The sequence below is a fragment of the Micromonospora chalcea genome, from assembly GCF_028768405.1.
Classification (GTDB): domain Bacteria; phylum Actinomycetota; class Actinomycetes; order Mycobacteriales; family Micromonosporaceae; genus Micromonospora; species Micromonospora chalcea.
Genome location: NZ_CP118233.1, coordinates 835,110 through 851,733, shown reverse-complemented (window position 1 = coordinate 851,733; position 16,624 = coordinate 835,110). Strand labels below are relative to the sequence as shown.

The window sequence follows — 16,624 nt, the reverse complement described above, 5'->3', positions numbered from 1 at the left end:
CGGTGCGCTACACGGCGCCGCCGGTGTTGCGGATCATCCGCCGGAGCACCTTGAGGGTGGTGACGTAGTCGGCGTCGTCGACGCCGTCGTGGATGCGGGCCCGGATCCCCGGCGCGTGCTGCTTGAGGCGGAGCCGGGCGTCCTCCCCCGCCTCGGTGATCCGTAGCCGGCCGTCCGCGTCGCGGGTCAGCCAGCCGCGTTCCCGGAGCACCTCCGCCTCGGCGTCCAGGTCGTCCTCGGCCCGTAGATACGAGCGCATCGCGTGTCGCAGTTCGGGGACGGTCAGTCCGCCGCCGCCGGGCAGGAGGTCGTTCGGGGACAGGTTGCGCAGCAGCCAGAACTGGGGCTGGGTGAAGCCGTGCGTGGCGTGCTGGGCCCGGGTGAAGGCGATGAGCGACTCGTACGCGACGCCCGTCCAGTAGGCGGCCGGCTGGCCAGCGAGTTCGGCGTCGGACAGGTGCTGTGTGGTCATGATGCTCTACCTCCGGCGGTGGTCGGGTGAGCACGACGCTAGGACCTCAACCACGCTTCAGATCAAGCCGCGAGGGACATCGCGTTCCGGTCGGCCCGGGCATGATGAGGCGCATGCGGGTAGCGATGGCGACCGACGCGGGACATCCGGGCCGTACCAATGAGGATTTCGCCGGCGCCGTCCCCTGCGGCCTGGTCCTGGTCGACGGCGCGGGCGGCATCACCGGCGCGGACGAGGTCTGCCGTCACGGCATCGCCTGGTACGCGACCCGGCTCGGCGGCGCGCTGCTCGGCGCGCTGGCGCAGGAGCGGAGCCTGCGCGACGTGCTGGCCGAGGGCATCGAGCGGGTCACCGACCAGCACCGCGACACCTGCGACGTCGCCCACCCGATCAGCCCGTTCGCCGCGGTGGCGATGCTGCGGTTCTCCGGCGGGACCGTCGAGCACCTGGTCCTCGGTGACGCGGTCGCGCTGGTCGGCCGGGCGGCCGGTGATCCCGTCGTCGCCCACGATCCGCGTGAGGTGGTGATCGCCCGAGCCTTCGAGGAGCGGCTGAAGGACGTGCCGGAGGGCGGCGACGAGTACCGGCGGCTGCTGATGGAGCTGCGGTCCCGCCGCAACAGCCCCGGCGGCTTCTGGGTCGCCAAGGACGATCCGGCGGTGGTGGCCGAGGCGGCCACCGGCGAGTGCCCGGCCCACGACGTGACCGGCGCGGCGCTGCTCAGCAACGGCGCGAGCCGTCTCGTGGACACGTTCGGCCTGACCGACTGGCCGGGGCTGCTGCGCCTGCTGGAGACCGCCGGCCCGGCCGAGGTCATCGCCCGGGTCCGGGCGGCGGAGGCACGCGGGGGCGTCGCCACCGACGACGCGACGATTGTCTGCCGCGCCTGACCGGCACGACAATCCGGCTGTGCTCGTGTTGACTGCGGCGATGGACCGTCAACGGCTCAGCAGCATCGCGCACTCGCACCACCCGATCGCGGCGCCGCTCTCCGGCGTCAACGTCAACCGGCTGCTGCGCCGGGCCGGTCGCCGGCCGGCGGCCCGGATCCTCGACCTGGGCTGCGGGGAGGCCGCCTGGGCGTTACAGGCCCTCGCGCACCACCCGGACGGGCACGCCGACGGCGTGGACCTCAACCCGTACGCGCTGGAACGCGCCACGGAGGCCGCCGCCGTGCGCGGCCTCGCCGACCGGCTCACGCTGCACGAGCGCGACGCCCGGTCGTACGTGCCGGACGGCGACTACGACCTGGTGCTCTGTGTCGGGTCGACGCACGCGTTCGGCGGGTTCGGCGAGACGCTGGAACTGGCCGGCCGGCACGTGAACGCCGACGGCGTCCTGATGGTGGGTGAGGGGTTCTGGCAGGTGCCGCCGACGCCGCAGGCGCTGGCGGCGCTGGGCGCGAAACCCGACGACCACACCGACCTCGCCGGTCTGGTCGCGGCCGCCGAGCAGGCCGGCTGGACCCCGGTGTACGCGCACGTCAGCGACGCCGCCGAGTGGGACGACTACGAGTGGTCGTGGACCGGTTCGCTGACCGAGTGGGCACTGGACAACCCGGGTCACCCGGATGCCGCCGGCGCGCTCGCCACCGCCCGGGAGCACCGGGACCAGTGGCTGCGCGGATACCGCGGCGTGCTGGGGTTCGTGACGCTGGTGCTGCGCCGGATCTGACCGGCTACCGGCGCGGGTCCGGCCCGGGACAGGCGGGCGGGGCACTATCGTTCGGGCGTGCAGATCCGTTTCGCCGTACCGGCCGACCCCGCCTATCCGGCCCGTGTGGCCGCCGCGCTGGCCGCCGCCCGGCTGCGCCGCTTCGGCTACATCGGCGCGGCCCTCGCCGCGATCGGGGTGATCGGCTGGATCGCCTCGCAGGCGTCGGAGCGGGGCGGCCGCTTCGCGTCGCTGTGGACCGCGTTGATCGTGGCCGGCGTGCTGTCGATGCTGTACGCGCCGTGGGTGCGCTGGCGGGCCCGGCGCCGGTCCGGCGGCTACGCGGTCGAGGGCGGCTACGACATCGACGACCGCAACATCATGATGCGCAGCGGTTCGGAGTCCGGCGGCATCGCCTGGGACGGCGTCGAGCGGGTCACCGAGACCCCGGATTTCTGGATCGTGTACGTGGGACGGATGCCGGCCACGGTGATCCCCCGGTGGCTGATGTCCGCCGAGGACGCCGGGACGCTGCGCGCCTTCATGGCCGGACGCGGACTGCTCGGCGACCGTTGACGAGGTTCTGATCGGCTGTACGTGTTGCGTCGCCGGCCTGTCCGGCGGTCGCGTCAACCTGCCGCACCGGCGGACCCGCAGCGGTCAGCTCGCCGAGCATCGTGTGCCCGGGGCGGGCACGGTCAGGTCGACGAGGTACCGGTCCACCACCGCAGTCGTGCAGTCGGTGCGCTGGTAGGTGCCGTGGCCCCAGCCCTCGTAGGTGACCAGGCGTCCGTGCCGGCCGAGTTGCCGGGCGACGTTCACGGCCCAGGCGTAGCCGGTCCGGGGATCGTGCCGGGCGTTGAGCAGCAGCAGCGGCGTGCGGGTGTGCACGTTCAGCTCGTGCGGCGGGTTGCGGACCGGGGACGGCCAGCCCAGGCACGTCTGCACGGCCAGCAGGCCGGCGCCGTACCGGACGTCCGGGGCGACGGCCCGGGCGTCCCGGACCACGCCGGCGTACGCGGCGTAGTCGCTTACCTGCGCCGGCCAGTCCGCGCAGAACGCCGCGACGGAGACCGGGAGATTCACCTGCGGTGGCGGCGTACCGGCGGCCATGTCCCGCACGATCACCGCGAGTTGCGGCCAACGCGGACCGGCGAGCAGGCCGAGCGCCACAGCGGTGACGTCGAAGGCGGTACGGGGGGCGTACTCGCCCCGGTCCGCGCGGGCCAGCGCCTGCGCCCAGACCGCCCGCACGTCGCGTGCGTGGAGCACGCACTCCGGCGACCTGTCGCACCAGGACACGAACTCGTCGAACGAGTCCTGCAACGCGGCGGCCTGCGTCCGCACGAAGGAGCGCACGTCGAGGCTGTGGTCGAACACGCCCTCCAGCACGACAGCCCGCACGCGGCCGGGGTACCGCTCGGCGTACTGCTGGCCCAGCAGCGTGCCGTACGAGCTGCCGTGGAAGGACAGCTGCCGCTCCCCCAGCGCCCGCCGCAACGCGTCGAGGTCACGGACGGTGCTGAGCGTGTCGGCGTGGTCGAACACCGGGCTGGTCGGACGGCACCTGCGCCACAGCGCCTGGTTGTAGGCCACCGCGGCGTCGAAGTCGGCCTGACCGGTCAGCGGGACGGCCGGCTTGCGCAGCGCCGGATCCGGGGCGCAGACCGGCGCGGCGGTGCGGGCGACCGTACGCGGGTCGAAACTGACCAGGTCGAACCGGTCCAGCAACTCGTCGCTGAACCGGTCGCCCTTGCGGATCCGTTCCACTCCCGAGTCGCCGGGGCCTCCCGGCCCGAACACCAGCGTGCCCACCCGCTGCTCCGGCAGGCGCGCGGACCGGCGTGCCACGGCGAGGTCGACCGTCGGACCGTGCGGCCGGGCCCAGTCCACCGGCACCCGCAGCCGGGCGCACCGCACGCGTTCATCCGGCGGGACGTCCGGCAGGTCGTCGGCGCACTCGCTCCACACGAGCCGCTGCGGCGGAAGCCCGGCGCGCGCCGCGCCGGGCAGTCCCGCCAGGACGGTGAGCGCGGCCAGAGCGACGGCCACGGTACGTCGGAACACGGCACCTCCCGGTGTCTTGGATGCCTGTCGATTCTTCAGCGGCGTCCCACCCGAGTCCCATACGGAAACGCCCCGATATGCCCGTCGGGTCTTTCCCCCATTCCGTCCCTGACGGGCCGAAGGACGGGCAGGCGAGCCGCACCGTGGCGGTCTAGCATCGGGCGATGACGTCGTCCCTGGACCGCCTGCCGAAGATCAGCGCGCCGGCCACGCGGGCGCTGACCGCGGCCGGCTACACCACGCTGCGCCGGCTCGCCGGTGTACCGCGCGCGGAGCTGGCCCGCCTGCACGGCATGGGACCGAAGGCGCTGGGCGTCGTCGAGGCCGCCCTCGCCGAGCACGACCTGCGGCTGAGCTGACGAGGCGATCGCGATGCCGCTCGGCAGGCTCCACCACCTGATCGTCGACTGCCCGGATCCGATGACCGAGGCACGCTTCTGGAGCGCGGTCCTCGGCGACCCGATCACGTACGCGGACGACGACTTCGCCGTGGTGTCGGCCGGTACGGCGGCGTCCGGGCTGGCGTTCCAACGCGCCCCCGAGCTGACGCCGCCGACGTGGCCGGAGCCGGAAGTGCCGCAGCAGATGCACCTCGACGTGATGGTCGACGACCAGGAGGCGGTGGGTACGGCGGTGCTCGCGCTGGGCGCGCGGCGGCTGGCGGGCGACCACGTGTACGCCGACCCGGCCGGTCACCCGTTCTGCCTGATCCGGCGCCCGACCTGGGCGCCGCCGGTCGGCGGGCTCGCGTGACCGACGACCGACGCGTACGCCGGGTCCGCCCATACCACTGGGGTGCCGTCTACCTCAGCGACGCCCTCTGCGAGACCGACTTCGACATCGACTTCCACGCCGGGGACGCGCCGGTGTTCGCCACGACGCACCACGTCGCGGTCGTGGTCGCCTCCGCCGCCGTGGCGGACGAGGGAGAGGCAGATGTCACCCTCGACATCCGGGTGACGTCGCAGCGCGTCACGGGGCACCCGCACGAGGTGACACTGGACGTCCCGTCCGGACGGCTCTACGTCGGCGACGCCGACGACAACGACGAGATCGAGTTGGCGCCGGGCCGCTGGCTGCTGCAGTTCGCCGTGGACGACGCGACGGAGGCCCGGCACGTCGAGCTGGTGGTGTCACCGCTCTGACCGGTCACGGCCTCTCCTGGTAGGAGATGAACTCCAGCAGGCTTCCGTCCGGGTCGCGGAAGTAGACACTCGTCCCGGCGCCACCGGCGCCGGCCCGCCGGACCGGTCCGGTCTCCACCTCGACGTCGTGCCGCCGCAGATGCGCCACCGCCTCCTCGATCGGCCCGGCCCAGACGAAACAGATGTCGCTGTTGCCCGGACGGACGGGAATCCGGGCCACGTTGCCGCCGAGGTCGAGACCCGGCCCGTGCACGCTCAACCGGTGGGGGCCGATCCGGAAGGCGACGCGGTCGCCGCCGACGCCGATCACCTCGGCGCCGACGACGTCGCGATAGAAGTCGGTGGCGGCCCGCCAGTCGGACACGGCGATGACGACGTGGTCCAGTCCGGTCACGGGCGCCATGCGATCACCCTACGGACCGGACGGCGTCCCCTCCCCCGGATCCGCCGAGACCGCCACCGGCGGGCCCGCCTTCAGGTGCCGGGCGAAGAACCGGTTCGCGGCGTCCCCCTCGAACCACGGCACGCCGGTGTGCCCGCCCATGTTGGCGTGCAGCGTCTTCTCCGACGAGCCGAAGGCGTCGAACAGGTCCAGTGCCATCCGCCGGTCGTTGCCCTCGTCGTCCCACTGCAACAGGACGTGCAGCGGAATGGTGACCCGCCGGGCCTCCTCGATGATGGCGCGCGGCACGAAGCTTCCGGCGAACAGGAGCGCGGCCACGATGCGCGGTTCGACCACCGCCAGCCGTACGCCGATCGAGATCACCCCGCCGGCGTACCCGACCGGGCCGCCGACCTCGGGCAGCGCGAGGAGTGCGTCCAGCGCGGCCCGGCACTCCGGTACCGCCTCCTCCACCAGCGGCAGGACGAGCCGGTCGACCACCTCGTCGGCGACCCGCTCGCCGGCTGCCAGCGCCCGGCGCAGGTCGGCGCGGGCCCGCTCGGCGGCGGCGGACGCGGGCCGGTCGCCACCGCCGGGCAGTTCGATGGTGGCGGCGGCGAAGCCCTGTTCGACGCAGCCCTGCGCCCGGGCCGCCAGGCGGGGATACATCCGGCGCAGTCCGCCGGGGTGGCCGAGCAGGATCAGCGGGGCCGGCGCCGACGTGGAGGCGGGCGTCCACAGGATGCCCGGGATCTCGCCGAGGGTGAGCTCGCGTTCGCGGACGCCGTCGGCGAGGCGCTGTTCGGAGGTGAAGCGCATGGTCGTGCCTTTCGGGAGTGCGACGGCGCTCCCGGACGACCTATCGCCCGGCCGTGACCCCCGAGGGGAGCACCCATGTCGATACTGCGGTCACGGGTACCACCTCCCTCGTTCTCCGGCACGGCCACCGGCAAGGTAACAGCGCTCGCCGGGCGGGGCCAACCGGTTTATCGCGGTGTGATCCCGGACCGTCAGCCGCGCTCGAAGCCGGCGAAGACGACCGCCAGCGTCCGGGCTTGCAGGTGCTCGTCCCATCCGCCGTGCAGCGCGCCCTGGCACATGCCGGTGAGCAGCGCCATCACCTCGGGTAGCCGTACCGAGTCGGCGACGGTTCCGTCGGCCTGGGCCTGTTGCAGCAGCCTGCCCATCGCCTCCTCCAGGTGACCTACCGCATCCGGGAGCCGGATGTCCACGCCGGATCCGGCGAGCAGTTCGACTGCCGTCTTCTTCGCGGCGGCCTGGGCCACCGTGTGTCTGAAGAAACCGAAGAGGTCGTGTCGTCCCGCCTCCTCGGTGAGCTGTGCGAGCAGTCGCTTCATGAGCGCGGCGAGCAGGTCCTCCTTGGTGGGGAAATGACGGAAGACCGTGCCGATGGCAACGCCGGCCCGGCGGGCCACCTCCTCGGTGGAGGCGCGGGCGCCGAACTCGGCGAAGACCGCCTCGGCGGCGTCCAGGATGCGTGCCCGGTTGCGTTGCGCGTCGGCGCGCAGGGGCGGACCCTCTACCAAAGTGAGTCTCCACTCATTATTCTCGGAGCCACAAGTCGAGTCATGACTCATTATCGCGGAGGCCGACGTGACACCACAGCAGATCTTCGAGAGCATGCGCGCCAGGTGGCTGGCGAACCTGCCCACCTTCGAGGCCGATTCGCTGGCCGACGACGTGGTGATCGAGACGCCCTTCGCCGCGCCCGGCCACCCGACCCGCACCGAGGGGAAGCAGTCCGTTCTCGAGTACACGCGAGCGGGCCGGGCGTCGTTCCCGGTGCGGTTCGACGACTGCCGCGGCGTGGTCGTACACGAGACCGCCGATCCCGAGGTGATCGTGGTCGAGTACGAGCTCGTCGGCACGCACACGGTGACCGGGGTGACCGCGTCCGCGCCGTTCATCGGGGTGTTGCGGACCCGGGACGGCAAGCTGGCCCACTGGCGCGAATACCAGCACACACTCGCCATCGCCGGGGCCGCCGGCCCGGCATGAGCCGGCATCAGCGCCGCGGCTCAGGTGGTCGGTGTCGGCGACGGGGCGAACGGCCACGGCTGCGGCCCGAACAGCGCCGTGCACGCGGACAGGAGCCCGCGCTGCGCCTCGGCCATACGGGCGTCGACCGGGCCGGTGTCCTCGTTCGGGTCGTTGCGGACGAACATGTCCCCGGATTCCTTCGCCGCCACCGCCAGCCGTTCGCCGGCGTCCCGGACGCCCGGGTCGGCCGCCTTGCGGGCACGCATGGCGATCGGCGAGTTCGAGGTGAAGCGGACGTCCTGCTGCTCGACCACCCGGGCCACCATGTTGCACGCACCGGCCGCGACCTTGTCCGCGGGCGCGGTCGAGCCGGCCTGAGGAGCGGCCGAGGCCGACGCGGACGACGACGGGGTGGCGGACGTCGACGGCGTGGGTTCCGAGGGCGCACACGCGGAGACGACGAACAGCAGGGAGAGCGCGGCGAGTTCACGTTTCACCGCACGAGGCTAGCGATCATGGTAGGCATGGCCTCCGTCCGGGTGCCCCGCCCACCGTCGCCGCGTCGACATCGGACCGGTCAGCGGCCCGCCGCGCGGAGCATCGCCTCCGTCTCGGGGTCGGGCATGACCTCCCGGACCTCCTGGGCGCAGCGGCACGAGACGGCGATCTTGGCGGCCCACTTCAGCGCCTCGTCGCGTGAGGCCACGTCGAGGACCACGAACCCGCCGATGACCTCCTTGGTCTCCGGGAACGGCCCGTCGGTGACCACCCCGTCCGTGCCCACGATGCTCGCCTGCTGACGTTCGAGCCCGGTGCCGTACACGAACACGCCAGCGTTCACGGCCTCCTGGATGACCGCGTGCGCGTCCTTGCCCACCTGGGGGATCTCCTCCGCGGGGATGTGGTCCATCGCGCCGTCGTTGAACGAGATCAGGTACCGCGGCATGCCATGACTCCCTTGTCCGGGCGGCCGGTCCGGCCGCCTCTCACCCGTCCTACGAACGAGCCGACCCGGATCCGACGTTATACGCCGCTCGACGTTATGCGCCGCTCGGATTCAGTGCGCTTCGAGAACGAAGAAGATGAAGCAGAGGAAGGCCGTACGGCCGTCGAGTTCCGGGGGCAGCAGCTTGCGCGGCGTGTCGGGCGAGAACGGCGGTTCGCTGATCACCGAGAGCCGGAAACCCGCGTCGGTGAACGCCGCCGTCATCGCGTGCAGCGGCCGGTGCCAGTAGGTGAGCGTGGCGCGCTGCCCGTCGAAGTCGTACTCCTCTGACCAGCTCGCGACGGCGAAGTAGTCGGCGTCCGGGAACGCCACCTCGTACCCGATCGGATGGTTCACCGACACCAGGAGCCGGCCGCCGGGACGCAGCACACGGCGCAGCTCGGCCAACGGCGCGGTCCAGTCCTCCAAGTAGTGCAGCACCAGCGACACGATCACGTCGTCGAACGCGCCGTCGGCGAGCGGCAGCGGCGCGCCCAGGTCGGCCACCAGCAGCGTCGCGTCCCCGCCGAGCCGCTCGCGGGCCAGCTCGACCATCGCCGGGCTGCCGTCGAAGCCGGTCACGACGGCCCCGCGCGCGGCGAGCGCCTCGGACAGCGGGGCGGTGCCACAGCCCGCGTCGAGGATCCGGCGGCCCCGCACGTCCCCGGCGAGTTCCAGCATCGCGGGCCGCTCGTAGTAGGCGTTGAACAGGCTGGACTCGTTCTCCGCGGCGTACCGCTCGGCAAAGCCGTCGTAGTGGTCCGGCCTCACCGGGCCGCCTCAGCGGGTGGAATGGGCACGGCGGTGCCGGTCACCGCGATCCCGGCGCCGGGATCGGCGGGGATGCCGACGGTGAGCAGGCTCGGGCGGCCCATGTCCTCGCCCTGCCGCACGGTGACTGTGGCGGGCGGCCGCACCAGGCCCATCTCGCGCAGGTAACCGCCGAACGCGGCGGCCGCCGCGCCGGTCGCCGCGTCCTCGACCACGCCGCCGGGCGGGAACGGATTGCGCGCGTGGAACACCAGCGGGGACTCGCGATGCACCAGGTCGATCGTCGTCCAGTCCCGCTCGGCCATCAGCGCGCTCAGCGCCGCCATGTCGTAGTCCAGGTCCGCCAGGCGCCGCCGGGTCGCGGCGGCCACGATCGGATGCCAGGCCCCGGCGTACGCGACACGCGGCGGCAGCGTCGCGTCGAGATCGTCCGGCGACCAGCGCAACGCGGCGAGCAGCGCCGCGAGGTCGCCCGCGGCAAGGGGTACGGTGCGCGGCGCGACGCTGGTGAGCGTGGCGGTGGTGGCGCCGTCGGCCTGCGCGCTCGTGGCGACCTCGACCAGTCCGGCGCGGGTGTCCAGGTGCAGCGCGCCGGGGCCGTGCCGCTGCGCGTACGCGACCGCGGACGCGATGGTCGCGTGGCCGCAGAACGGCACCTCCGCCTTCGGGCTGAAGTAGCGCACCGTGAACCGCCCGCCCTCGCCGGGCAGGAGGAACGCCGTCTCGGAGTAGCCGACCTGCGCCGCCACCTGCTGCATCTCCGCGTCATCCACCCCGGTGGCGTCGAGCACGACACCGGCCGGGTTGCCGCCGGCCGGGTCGGCGGTGAACGCCGCGTATCGGAGAACGTCCATGATCATGAACCTAGCGCCGGTGGCCCGGCTCGTGGGCCCCCGTGACGAGCCACGCGGAACTACTCTCCGGGCATGCCCAGCTTCGAGATCACCCCCATCGGCACGGTCCGCAACGACCGGACGGACATCCAGCACAGCGACAACTGGGGCGCCGTCCGCAGCACGATCGTCGTCGACGAGCGCTTCGGCGAGGCGTGCCTGCAGGGCCTGGAGGAGTTCTCGCACGTGGAGGTCGTGTTCGTCTTCGACCGGTTCCCGGACGGCGGCGACCACCGCGAGCCCCGTCCCTACCGGGGCCGGGCCGACCTGCCGCCGATGGGCGTGTTCGCCGGCCGTGGTCCCCGTCGGCCGAACCGGATCGGCGTGACGTGCTGCCGCATCGAGTCGGTCCACGGCCGGGAACTGACGGTGGTGGGCCTCGACGCGGTGTCCGGCACGCCGGTCATCGACCTGAAGCCGGTGCTGGTGGAGTTCGTCCCCACGAACGTCCGGCAGCCGGAGTGGGTCAGCAGCATGATGTCCGACTACTTCCGGCCGTAGCGTCGGCGCGGCGCCTCACCGCAGCAGCCTCTCCGTGAGGTCCATCAACCGCTCGGCGTCATGAGGGTCGAGGGTCGGGAAACCGGGCGGAAGTTGCTTCCCCCGGTCGACGGCGGTCACCGGCGCGGTCGGCGGCGCGTCCAGGAACCGGTGAATCGGCGCCACCGCGTCCGCGACGGACCGGGCGGCGACCGCCGCCGCCACCGCGAGCAGCCCCCTTACCACGAACGGGAGCGCGCTACGGTCACCGCTCCTGGTGAACCCGGGATGGTAGAGCACGTATCGGGCGCGGCTGCCGGACCGCTGGGCGAAGCCCACGCCGAGCAGGTCGTTGGCCCGCCCGGCCTGCAACTGGGCGGCGACGGCCGAGTAGCCCTCCCCCATCTGCGGATCGGCCCAGCGCACCTCGCCTCTCGTGACCCCGACACCGGCGACGTTCACGATCACCGGCGCGACCGCCCGGTCCAGGGCCGGACGCAGACCGAAACTGAGCAGGTAGCGACTGACGTAGTAGAGCGCGAACGTACGCTCCAGTCCCTCCACCGTCTCGACGCGACGCGGCGCCACCGCGTTGGCGAACAGCGTCAACGCGTCCACGACCTGGTGCTCGCCGAGGATGTGCTCGATGACCTGCCGCGTCTCGGCCGTGCTGGACAGGTCGACGGGAAGGAAGGCGATCAGGCCGCCGGCCATCGCCTCGCCACGTGCACGGTTGCGGCCGAGCACCAGGACGCGGTCGCCACGTTCGGCCCGCCCCAGGGCGAACGCACGCCCCATTCCGTTCGTGCCGCCACTGACCACCACGACGCCCACGTCGCCCCCTTATCGTGTGCTCATCGACCTGCCCCATCCTGGGCAGCAGGCCGGCGGAGGCGAAAGAAGGCACTTTCATGTCCACAGGTGACACCGATGTGAGTGCCTCGCTGCTCGATCATCGGCTGCCGGTGCCGGTTCCGGCCGGCGAGTACGACCGCTGTCCGGTCACCGACCTGCTGCGGCGGGTGAGCGACAAGTGGACGCTGTTGCTGATCACCCTGCTCGGCCGGCATCCGCACCGGTTCAACGAGTTGCACCGCGCCGTGGAGGGCATCAGCCCGCGCATGCTCAGCCGGACACTGCGTGCGCTGGAAAGCGACGGCCTGGTCGAGCGTGAGGTGTTTCCGACGGTGCCGCCGGGCGTCGAGTACCGGCTGACGCCACTCGGTGTCAGCCTGCTGGAGCCGCTTTCCGCGCTGGCCGACTGGGCGGTCGCTCACCACGCCGAGATCGTCGCGGTTCGTCAGCGACCCGCCTGATACACCCCGCGCTCATCCGGCCGCCGATCTGGAATGCTGCGTCCATGCCGTCCTTCCCGCCCACCTTCTCCGCCGAAGTCGTCGCGCAGCCGGTCCAGGCCCAGTTCGAGGCGTTTCTCGACGAACACCGCGACGCGCTCGACCGCTGCCTGGACGGACTGACCGAGGAACAGGCGCGCCGATCGTTGGTGGCCTCCCGCACCACGCTGCTGGGTCTGGTGAAGCACGCCACCTTCGTCGAGAAGGTCTGGTTCGACGAAGCCGTCACGGGTCGGTCTCGCGCCGAGATCGGCATCCCGGAGCGGTCGGAGGACTCGTTCCTCCTCGACGACGGCGACACGATCGCCGGGGTCCGGCAGGCCTACCGCGACGCTCGGGACGCGTCACGCCGGGCGACCTCCACGCGAGGTCTGGACGACATGCTCACCGGGCACCGACGGGGGCCGCTTCCGCTGCGGTGGGTGTATCTCCACGTCCTGCGCGAGTTCGCCCAGCACTGCGGGCACGCGGACATCCTCCGGGAGCAGATCCTCGACGGATAGCGTGCGGGGTCACGCGCCGGGTTCACCGGTGAGCGAGCCGGGGGCACGCATCCGCCACGCGTCGGTGACGAGTTCCGTCAGACGCTCGACGCCGACGCGCGCCAGCCGCAGCATGACCAGGGGCAACCCGTCGTACGCGGGGGTGGTGAAGAAGAGGTCGGGCTCGCCGAGGAGCAGGGCCTGTTTCTCCGCCTCGTCGCCCACGTACAGCACGGCGATGTCGGTGCGGATGCGCCGCGGCTTCCCGGGCGTACGTTCGGGATAGGACCAGACGAACCCCTTGCCGGCGACCCGGAAGTCGAAGCCGTCACTGTCGATCTCGACCACGTCGGGCAGCGACAACGCCACCCGACGCACGTCGTCCGCGTCAACCATGACGGTCACCCCGGGACCCCGCCTTCCGCACCGGCACAGCCTAGCCACCGCGCCGCCCCGCAGCAGTCAGGTCCGGGCTGCGGCGCCTTGCCGCCGGGTGCGATGGTCGTGGCGGACATCGAAGCGTCTCGGCTGCGGGGGTGGAGCGACGTGAGTACCGACATCTGGGGTGGGGTGGAGATCCGGCCGCACGGTACGGGTTCGCCGTGGGAGCTGACCGACATCAGCCTGCGGGAGGTCTCCACCATTTACGACGCCTTCGGCCTGCTGTTCGGTGTGCGCAACTTCGCCGGGTTCGAGCCGGTCGCGCCCGGCCGTGGCCTGCCGGACGACGTCAGCGCGAGCCTGCGCGCTCGTCACTTCACCGAACGCCATCACGACCCCACCTGGGTGTCGTGGGCGGAGGTGGCACGCATCGACTGGAGCGCGCCATCGCCCCGGGTGGACGACCGGATCCACGTGTACGACCTGACGGCCGAAGGACCGCGCTACCGGAGCAAGGCCACCCGGCACGGGCGATCCTGGCGCGAGGTAGCCGGCGAGCACGCGGATCACCGGGGCAGCAGTTACCCGGAGGGCACCGAATGGCGCTCGGGAAACGTGATGTGGCGGGTGGAGCGCCTGTCCAACAGCGATGCGCTGCAGCGTGACCCGGCGCTGCGCGCGGTGCTGGAAGGCATGCGCGAGCTGGCCGAACGGCACGGCGAGGACAACGTACGACTCGTCGTCTGGTTCGACAGCTGACGCCTACCCGTACAGGTGCACGCGGTGGTCGACGTCGCGGTCCGGCGCGCCGAAGGATGCCACCGCACCGTGTCCGACGTGCACCAGCCACTCCTCGTAGTACCAGCTCGGATCGCACCCGCAGCCGGTGAACCGGAAGTTGGCCCGGTAGCGGCCGACCTGCCCGGGGGCGAGCGTGAACAGCCGTGCCGACGCCGACGGGCGCGGAAACGCCGCCGACCCCGGCAGCCGGTCCACGACGATGCACGCCTGGTCACGCCCGAGCCAGAGCCCAGCCTCGCGGGTCAGCGCGACGTCTCCGGCGCGTACCCCGTCCCGGTGTTTGTAGCCGGCCGCCTGGTCGGCGAGCACGTCGTGGACGACCACCTCGCCCTCCGGCAGTGCCCGCGGCAGCGGCATCGCGCGGACCAGGCCACGGCGGGCGTTCGCCGCAGGCGCGCCGCGGGCGTCGGCGGTCCACCGGACGCGGACCCGCTGGATGAGGATCACCGCCCAGGTGTACCCGCGCTGCCCGGCGCGCGCCAGCGGAAAAGGAGGACTCTCCCCCGCCGCGGCCGTCCTTCCGGTCATCACCCTGGCCGTTCCCGATGGTCAGATGGTGAATCCACCGTCGACGTTCACCGTCGCGCCGGTGACGTAACGCCCGTCCGGGCCGGCGAGGAACGCCACCGCGGCGGCCACGTCGGCCGGCTGCGCGTAGTGGCCGAGGGCGGTGAACCCGTTGATCGTGTCCGCGTTCGGGCCGTCGGCCGGGTTCAGTTCGGTGTCCGTGGCACCGGGGTTCACCAGGTTCACGGTGATCGCTCGACCGCCGAGTTCGCGCCCGAGCGCCTTGGTCAGGCCGATCAGGGCGGTCTTGCTCATCGCGTAGAGCGAGAAGCCCGGGAAGACGGCCCGCTCGGCCGTGTTGCTGCCGATGTTGACGATCCGCCCGCCCGCCGACATGTGGCGCACCGCGGCCTGCGAGGCGACGAACGGTGCCCGGACGTTCACCGCGACTGTCTGCTCGAACTCGTCGAGACTCAGCTGCTCCAGTTGTCCGAGCAGGAACGCGCCCGCGTTGTTGACCAGGATGTCCAACCGGCCCAGTTCCCCGGCCGCCCGGTCCACCGCCGCGCCGATGCCACGGCCACCACCGGTGACGAGAGCTACCTTGCCGTCGAGTGCGTTGTTCACGGGAGGAAGACTGGTCGACGTCGGGCCGTCTGTCCGGCGGGGATCGGACGCCGCGTTCGCGCTCGGTCAGCGGCGCACCCGGTACCGCAGGTGAAGCACTCGCTCGCCCGGGAGCACGACGTCCGGATCCTCCAGCAGGTGCTGCGCGTCGACCGACCCGAAAAAGCGCTTGCCGGAGCCGAACACGACGGGTACGACGTCCATGCGTACCTCGTCGACCAGGCCCGCGGCGAGCGCCTGGCCGCCGACGTCACCGGCGGCGACCTCGACGATGCGGTCCCCCGCAAGTTCCTGCGCCTTGGCCACTGCCGCCTCGACGCCGTCGACGAAGTGGAACGGCGCGCCGGGGTTCCAACCCTCGGGCGGCGGCCGGTGCGTCACGACGACCACGTGGGCGATGCCGCTCGGCGGCGTCCCGTCCCAGCCGTCGGTCAGGTCGAACACGTGCCGCCCGACGACGGTCACCCCGATCTGATCCCAGTACGGCCGGACGTAGTCGTGGGACGTCTGCGACACCCGCAACGCGCCGCTGTCGTCCAGCGGGACGTCACCGCTCGTCAACCAGTCGAACAGCGGCCCGGGCTGGTCGTTGTCGTCCGCGACGAAGCCGTCCACCGACACCGAGCTGTACAGGACCACAGTGCCCACGCCGGTTCTCCCCTTCCTTGGGTGGCCCCCAAGTTAGCGGGCCGCGGGCCGCCGTTCTTGTAGGAAATCAATCGGCCGGCAGCGACCAGCCGTCGATCACGTGGCCGGGGTGTTCGCGCAGGAACCGCCGCCGGACCTCGACGTACCGGGTCGGCGTGAGCCCGGTGAACGCCCGGAACTCGTGGCCGAAGTGGGCCTGGTCGAAGTAGCCCGCGTCACTTGCCAGCTCGCCCCAGTCGACCGGCCGGGCGGGGTCGATCGCGAACACGGCGGCGGCGAAGCGGTAGGTGCGGGCCAGCCGCTTCGGTGTGACGCCGACGAGTTCCTTGAACCGCTGCGTCAGATGGGTGCTGCTCACGCCGGCTGCCGTCCTCAGGTCACCGATCGGCACCGCGCCGCTGGTCGCCGCGATGACGCCGCTCGTGTGCCGGACCAGCCCCAGCCCGGTGGTCTCGGACAGCCGTCGCCTCAGCTCCTCCTCCAGCAGCGCCAGCATCTTGTGCGGCCCGTCGGCCGTGGCCAGCCGGTCGCGCAGGTCGGCGACGGCGGGCCGGCCCCAGACCTGCTCCAGCGTCACCGGCCGGTCGCGCAGCTCGGCCGCGGGCACCGGCAGGAACGGCGCCAGGCCCCACGGCTTGACGTGTACGCCGACGGACCGGGTCGGGCGCGGGTAGCCGAACTCGAACGCGCGGGTGGGCGTGGTGATCACGCAGCCGTCGGCGTACCCGGTGGTCTCGATGTCGGTGCCGCCGCGGACGCGGAACGGCGCGCCGAGGTTGACGATGAGCAGCGCCGCCGGCATCGGCGGCAGCGTCAGCCGGGGGTACGGGGGCGTGCCCGCCAGGTAGTAGAGGTCGTCGATCAGCTCGTCCAGCGGCGGTCGCGGCACTCTGGACACGTACTCCACGCCCACAGCATCGCGGACGCCCCGCCGTCGTCACCGACGCCCCGCCGGGGCCGATTCTGCTGACCGC

At 72.4% G+C, this 16,624-nt stretch carries 26 protein-coding genes; 11 read left to right on the top strand and 15 right to left on the bottom strand.

Translation table 11 applies throughout. The features are described from left to right. Nucleotides 1-7: 7 nt before the first annotated feature. Nucleotides 8-472, bottom strand: coding sequence for a transposase (locus PVK74_RS03980; RefSeq protein WP_043324676.1), 465 nt, complete (start codon nucleotides 470-472; stop codon nucleotides 8-10). Nucleotides 473-585: 113 nt separating this feature from the next. On the opposite strand from PVK74_RS03980, the gene PVK74_RS03975 reads away from it, so the two are divergent. The 3 genes from PVK74_RS03975 to PVK74_RS03965 are packed head-to-tail and all read left to right on the top strand — an operon-like array spanning nucleotide 586 to nucleotide 2,701. Beyond that, nucleotides 586-1,362 (top strand): hypothetical protein, encoded by a 777-nt coding sequence (locus tag PVK74_RS03975; RefSeq protein ID WP_223201101.1) that lies wholly within the window; start codon nucleotides 586-588, stop codon nucleotides 1,360-1,362. Between the two features lie 19 nt (nucleotides 1,363-1,381). Next, entirely contained in the window at nucleotides 1,382-2,146 is a 765-nt protein-coding gene (locus tag PVK74_RS03970) for an SAM-dependent methyltransferase (protein ID WP_247301551.1), read from the top strand. 57 nt (nucleotides 2,147-2,203) lie between these two features. Continuing rightward, nucleotides 2,204-2,701: a YcxB family protein gene (locus tag PVK74_RS03965; RefSeq protein ID WP_043324678.1), complete on the top strand. Its 498-nt coding sequence runs from the start codon at nucleotides 2,204-2,206 to the stop codon at nucleotides 2,699-2,701. Nucleotides 2,702-2,785: 84 nt separating this feature from the next. Here the strand turns inward: PVK74_RS03965 and PVK74_RS03960 are convergent, their stop codons facing one another. Then, nucleotides 2,786-4,192, bottom strand: a complete 1,407-nt coding sequence (locus PVK74_RS03960; protein ID WP_064446214.1) for an alpha/beta hydrolase — start codon at nucleotides 4,190-4,192, stop codon at nucleotides 2,786-2,788. A 164-nt stretch (nucleotides 4,193-4,356) separates the two neighbouring features. On the opposite strand from PVK74_RS03960, the gene PVK74_RS03955 reads away from it, so the two are divergent. Genes PVK74_RS03955 through PVK74_RS03945 form a run of 3 tightly spaced genes read left to right on the top strand, consistent with a single transcriptional unit; the run spans nucleotide 4,357 to nucleotide 5,337 of the window. Next, the gene (locus tag PVK74_RS03955) at nucleotides 4,357-4,551 is read left to right on the top strand and encodes a helix-hairpin-helix domain-containing protein (protein WP_064446215.1); all 195 of its coding nucleotides are present in this window, start codon (nucleotides 4,357-4,359) and stop codon (nucleotides 4,549-4,551) included. A gap of 13 nt (nucleotides 4,552-4,564) precedes the next feature. Beyond that, entirely contained in the window at nucleotides 4,565-4,945 is a 381-nt protein-coding gene (locus PVK74_RS03950) for a VOC family protein (RefSeq protein WP_064446216.1), read from the top strand. Further along, nucleotides 4,942-5,337: a hypothetical protein gene (locus PVK74_RS03945; protein ID WP_104114202.1), complete on the top strand. Its 396-nt coding sequence runs from the start codon at nucleotides 4,942-4,944 to the stop codon at nucleotides 5,335-5,337. The genes PVK74_RS03950 and PVK74_RS03945 overlap by 4 nt, the downstream gene beginning before the upstream one ends. A 4-nt stretch (nucleotides 5,338-5,341) precedes the next feature. Here the strand turns inward: PVK74_RS03945 and PVK74_RS03940 are convergent, their stop codons facing one another. From PVK74_RS03940 to PVK74_RS03930, 3 genes are all read right to left on the bottom strand, one after another. Beyond that, nucleotides 5,342-5,740: a VOC family protein gene (locus PVK74_RS03940; RefSeq protein ID WP_064446218.1), complete on the bottom strand. Its 399-nt coding sequence runs from the start codon at nucleotides 5,738-5,740 to the stop codon at nucleotides 5,342-5,344. 9 nt (nucleotides 5,741-5,749) lie between these two features. Beyond that, nucleotides 5,750-6,538 carry an alpha/beta hydrolase gene (locus PVK74_RS03935; protein ID WP_274478211.1) on the bottom strand — a complete coding sequence of 263 codons (789 nt, stop codon included), beginning with the start codon at nucleotides 6,536-6,538 and terminating at the stop codon, nucleotides 5,750-5,752. A gap of 191 nt (nucleotides 6,539-6,729) precedes the next feature. Continuing rightward, on the bottom strand, nucleotides 6,730-7,266 hold the full coding sequence (locus PVK74_RS03930) for a TetR/AcrR family transcriptional regulator (RefSeq protein WP_187692440.1): 537 nt from the start codon (nucleotides 7,264-7,266) through the stop codon (nucleotides 6,730-6,732). A 67-nt stretch (nucleotides 7,267-7,333) separates the two neighbouring features. On the opposite strand from PVK74_RS03930, the gene PVK74_RS03925 reads away from it, so the two are divergent. After that, nucleotides 7,334-7,738: a nuclear transport factor 2 family protein gene (locus PVK74_RS03925; RefSeq protein ID WP_166456475.1), complete on the top strand. Its 405-nt coding sequence runs from the start codon at nucleotides 7,334-7,336 to the stop codon at nucleotides 7,736-7,738. Nucleotides 7,739-7,758: 20 nt separating this feature from the next. Here PVK74_RS03925 and PVK74_RS03920 read toward each other — a convergent pair whose 3' ends face one another. The 4 genes from PVK74_RS03920 to PVK74_RS03905 form a co-directional block, all read right to left on the bottom strand. Next, nucleotides 7,759-8,217: a hypothetical protein gene (locus PVK74_RS03920; protein ID WP_043324686.1), complete on the bottom strand. Its 459-nt coding sequence runs from the start codon at nucleotides 8,215-8,217 to the stop codon at nucleotides 7,759-7,761. A gap of 80 nt (nucleotides 8,218-8,297) precedes the next feature. Next, nucleotides 8,298-8,666, bottom strand: coding sequence for a YciI family protein (locus PVK74_RS03915; protein ID WP_069090174.1), 369 nt, complete (start codon nucleotides 8,664-8,666; stop codon nucleotides 8,298-8,300). Between the two features lie 111 nt (nucleotides 8,667-8,777). Further along, nucleotides 8,778-9,476 (bottom strand): class I SAM-dependent methyltransferase, encoded by a 699-nt coding sequence (locus PVK74_RS03910; protein ID WP_274478210.1) that lies wholly within the window; start codon nucleotides 9,474-9,476, stop codon nucleotides 8,778-8,780. Next, the gene (locus PVK74_RS03905; protein WP_274478209.1) at nucleotides 9,473-10,330 is read right to left on the bottom strand and encodes a PhzF family phenazine biosynthesis protein; all 858 of its coding nucleotides are present in this window, start codon (nucleotides 10,328-10,330) and stop codon (nucleotides 9,473-9,475) included. The genes PVK74_RS03910 and PVK74_RS03905 overlap by 4 nt, the downstream gene beginning before the upstream one ends. Before the next feature lie 72 nt (nucleotides 10,331-10,402). Between PVK74_RS03905 and PVK74_RS03900 the strand changes: the two genes are divergently transcribed. Beyond that, nucleotides 10,403-10,870, top strand: a complete 468-nt coding sequence (locus PVK74_RS03900) for an SAM-dependent methyltransferase (protein WP_064446222.1) — start codon at nucleotides 10,403-10,405, stop codon at nucleotides 10,868-10,870. Between the two features lie 15 nt (nucleotides 10,871-10,885). On the opposite strand, the gene PVK74_RS03895 is transcribed toward PVK74_RS03900, so the two are convergent. Next, entirely contained in the window at nucleotides 10,886-11,683 is a 798-nt protein-coding gene (locus PVK74_RS03895; protein WP_231915457.1) for an SDR family NAD(P)-dependent oxidoreductase, read from the bottom strand. A 77-nt stretch (nucleotides 11,684-11,760) separates the two neighbouring features. On the opposite strand from PVK74_RS03895, the gene PVK74_RS03890 reads away from it, so the two are divergent. Together PVK74_RS03890 and PVK74_RS03885 are read left to right on the top strand one after the other, a co-directional pair. Further along, entirely contained in the window at nucleotides 11,761-12,165 is a 405-nt protein-coding gene (locus tag PVK74_RS03890) for a winged helix-turn-helix transcriptional regulator (protein ID WP_064446223.1), read from the top strand. Between the two features lie 44 nt (nucleotides 12,166-12,209). Next, nucleotides 12,210-12,707 (top strand): DinB family protein, encoded by a 498-nt coding sequence (locus tag PVK74_RS03885; protein ID WP_064446224.1) that lies wholly within the window; start codon nucleotides 12,210-12,212, stop codon nucleotides 12,705-12,707. 9 nt (nucleotides 12,708-12,716) lie between these two features. Here PVK74_RS03885 and PVK74_RS03880 read toward each other — a convergent pair whose 3' ends face one another. Next, nucleotides 12,717-13,082 (bottom strand): MmcQ/YjbR family DNA-binding protein, encoded by a 366-nt coding sequence (locus PVK74_RS03880; protein WP_176722920.1) that lies wholly within the window; start codon nucleotides 13,080-13,082, stop codon nucleotides 12,717-12,719. Nucleotides 13,083-13,190: 108 nt separating this feature from the next. On the opposite strand from PVK74_RS03880, the gene PVK74_RS03875 reads away from it, so the two are divergent. Beyond that, the gene (locus PVK74_RS03875; protein ID WP_157538995.1) at nucleotides 13,191-13,826 is read left to right on the top strand and encodes a hypothetical protein; all 636 of its coding nucleotides are present in this window, start codon (nucleotides 13,191-13,193) and stop codon (nucleotides 13,824-13,826) included. A 3-nt stretch (nucleotides 13,827-13,829) separates the two neighbouring features. On the opposite strand, the gene PVK74_RS03870 is transcribed toward PVK74_RS03875, so the two are convergent. The 4 genes from PVK74_RS03870 to PVK74_RS03855 form a co-directional block, all read right to left on the bottom strand. Continuing rightward, complete coding sequence (locus PVK74_RS03870; protein ID WP_274478207.1) at nucleotides 13,830-14,396, bottom strand: hypothetical protein; 567 nt, start codon at nucleotides 14,394-14,396, stop codon at nucleotides 13,830-13,832. Between the two features lie 21 nt (nucleotides 14,397-14,417). Further along, nucleotides 14,418-15,002, bottom strand: a complete 585-nt coding sequence (locus PVK74_RS03865) for an SDR family NAD(P)-dependent oxidoreductase (RefSeq protein WP_069090169.1) — start codon at nucleotides 15,000-15,002, stop codon at nucleotides 14,418-14,420. 66 nt (nucleotides 15,003-15,068) lie between these two features. Further along, a complete protein-coding gene (locus PVK74_RS03860) occupies nucleotides 15,069-15,650 on the bottom strand; it encodes a dihydrofolate reductase family protein (protein ID WP_166456480.1) in 582 nt (193 codons plus the stop codon). A gap of 67 nt (nucleotides 15,651-15,717) precedes the next feature. Beyond that, nucleotides 15,718-16,557, bottom strand: coding sequence for a helix-turn-helix domain-containing protein (locus PVK74_RS03855; RefSeq protein ID WP_274478206.1), 840 nt, complete (start codon nucleotides 16,555-16,557; stop codon nucleotides 15,718-15,720). Between the last annotated feature and the right edge of the window lie 67 nt (nucleotides 16,558-16,624).

Excerpts from the sequence above, each read along its gene's own strand:
- PVK74_RS03950 (WP_064446216.1), top strand. The coding sequence starts at position 4,565 with ATGCCGCTCGGCAGGCTCCACCACCTGATCGTCGACTGCCCGGATCCG.
- PVK74_RS03940 (WP_064446218.1), bottom strand. The coding sequence starts at position 5,740 with ATGGCGCCCGTGACCGGACTGGACCACGTCGTCATCGCCGTGTCCGAC.
- PVK74_RS03885 (WP_064446224.1), top strand. The coding sequence starts at position 12,210 with ATGCCGTCCTTCCCGCCCACCTTCTCCGCCGAAGTCGTCGCGCAGCCG.
- PVK74_RS03905 (WP_274478209.1), bottom strand. The coding sequence starts at position 10,330 with ATGGACGTTCTCCGATACGCGGCGTTCACCGCCGACCCGGCCGGCGGC.
- PVK74_RS03980 (WP_043324676.1), bottom strand. The coding sequence starts at position 472 with ATGACCACACAGCACCTGTCCGACGCCGAACTCGCTGGCCAGCCGGCC.
- PVK74_RS03955 (WP_064446215.1), top strand. The coding sequence starts at position 4,357 with ATGACGTCGTCCCTGGACCGCCTGCCGAAGATCAGCGCGCCGGCCACG.
- PVK74_RS03880 (WP_176722920.1), bottom strand. The coding sequence starts at position 13,082 with ATGGTTGACGCGGACGACGTGCGTCGGGTGGCGTTGTCGCTGCCCGAC.
- PVK74_RS03975 (WP_223201101.1), top strand. The coding sequence starts at position 586 with ATGCGGGTAGCGATGGCGACCGACGCGGGACATCCGGGCCGTACCAAT.
- PVK74_RS03900 (WP_064446222.1), top strand. The coding sequence starts at position 10,403 with ATGCCCAGCTTCGAGATCACCCCCATCGGCACGGTCCGCAACGACCGG.
- PVK74_RS03890 (WP_064446223.1), top strand. The coding sequence starts at position 11,761 with ATGTCCACAGGTGACACCGATGTGAGTGCCTCGCTGCTCGATCATCGG.
- PVK74_RS03935 (WP_274478211.1), bottom strand. The coding sequence starts at position 6,538 with ATGCGCTTCACCTCCGAACAGCGCCTCGCCGACGGCGTCCGCGAACGC.
- PVK74_RS03915 (WP_069090174.1), bottom strand. The coding sequence starts at position 8,666 with ATGCCGCGGTACCTGATCTCGTTCAACGACGGCGCGATGGACCACATC.
- PVK74_RS03870 (WP_274478207.1), bottom strand. The coding sequence starts at position 14,396 with ATGACCGGAAGGACGGCCGCGGCGGGGGAGAGTCCTCCTTTTCCGCTG.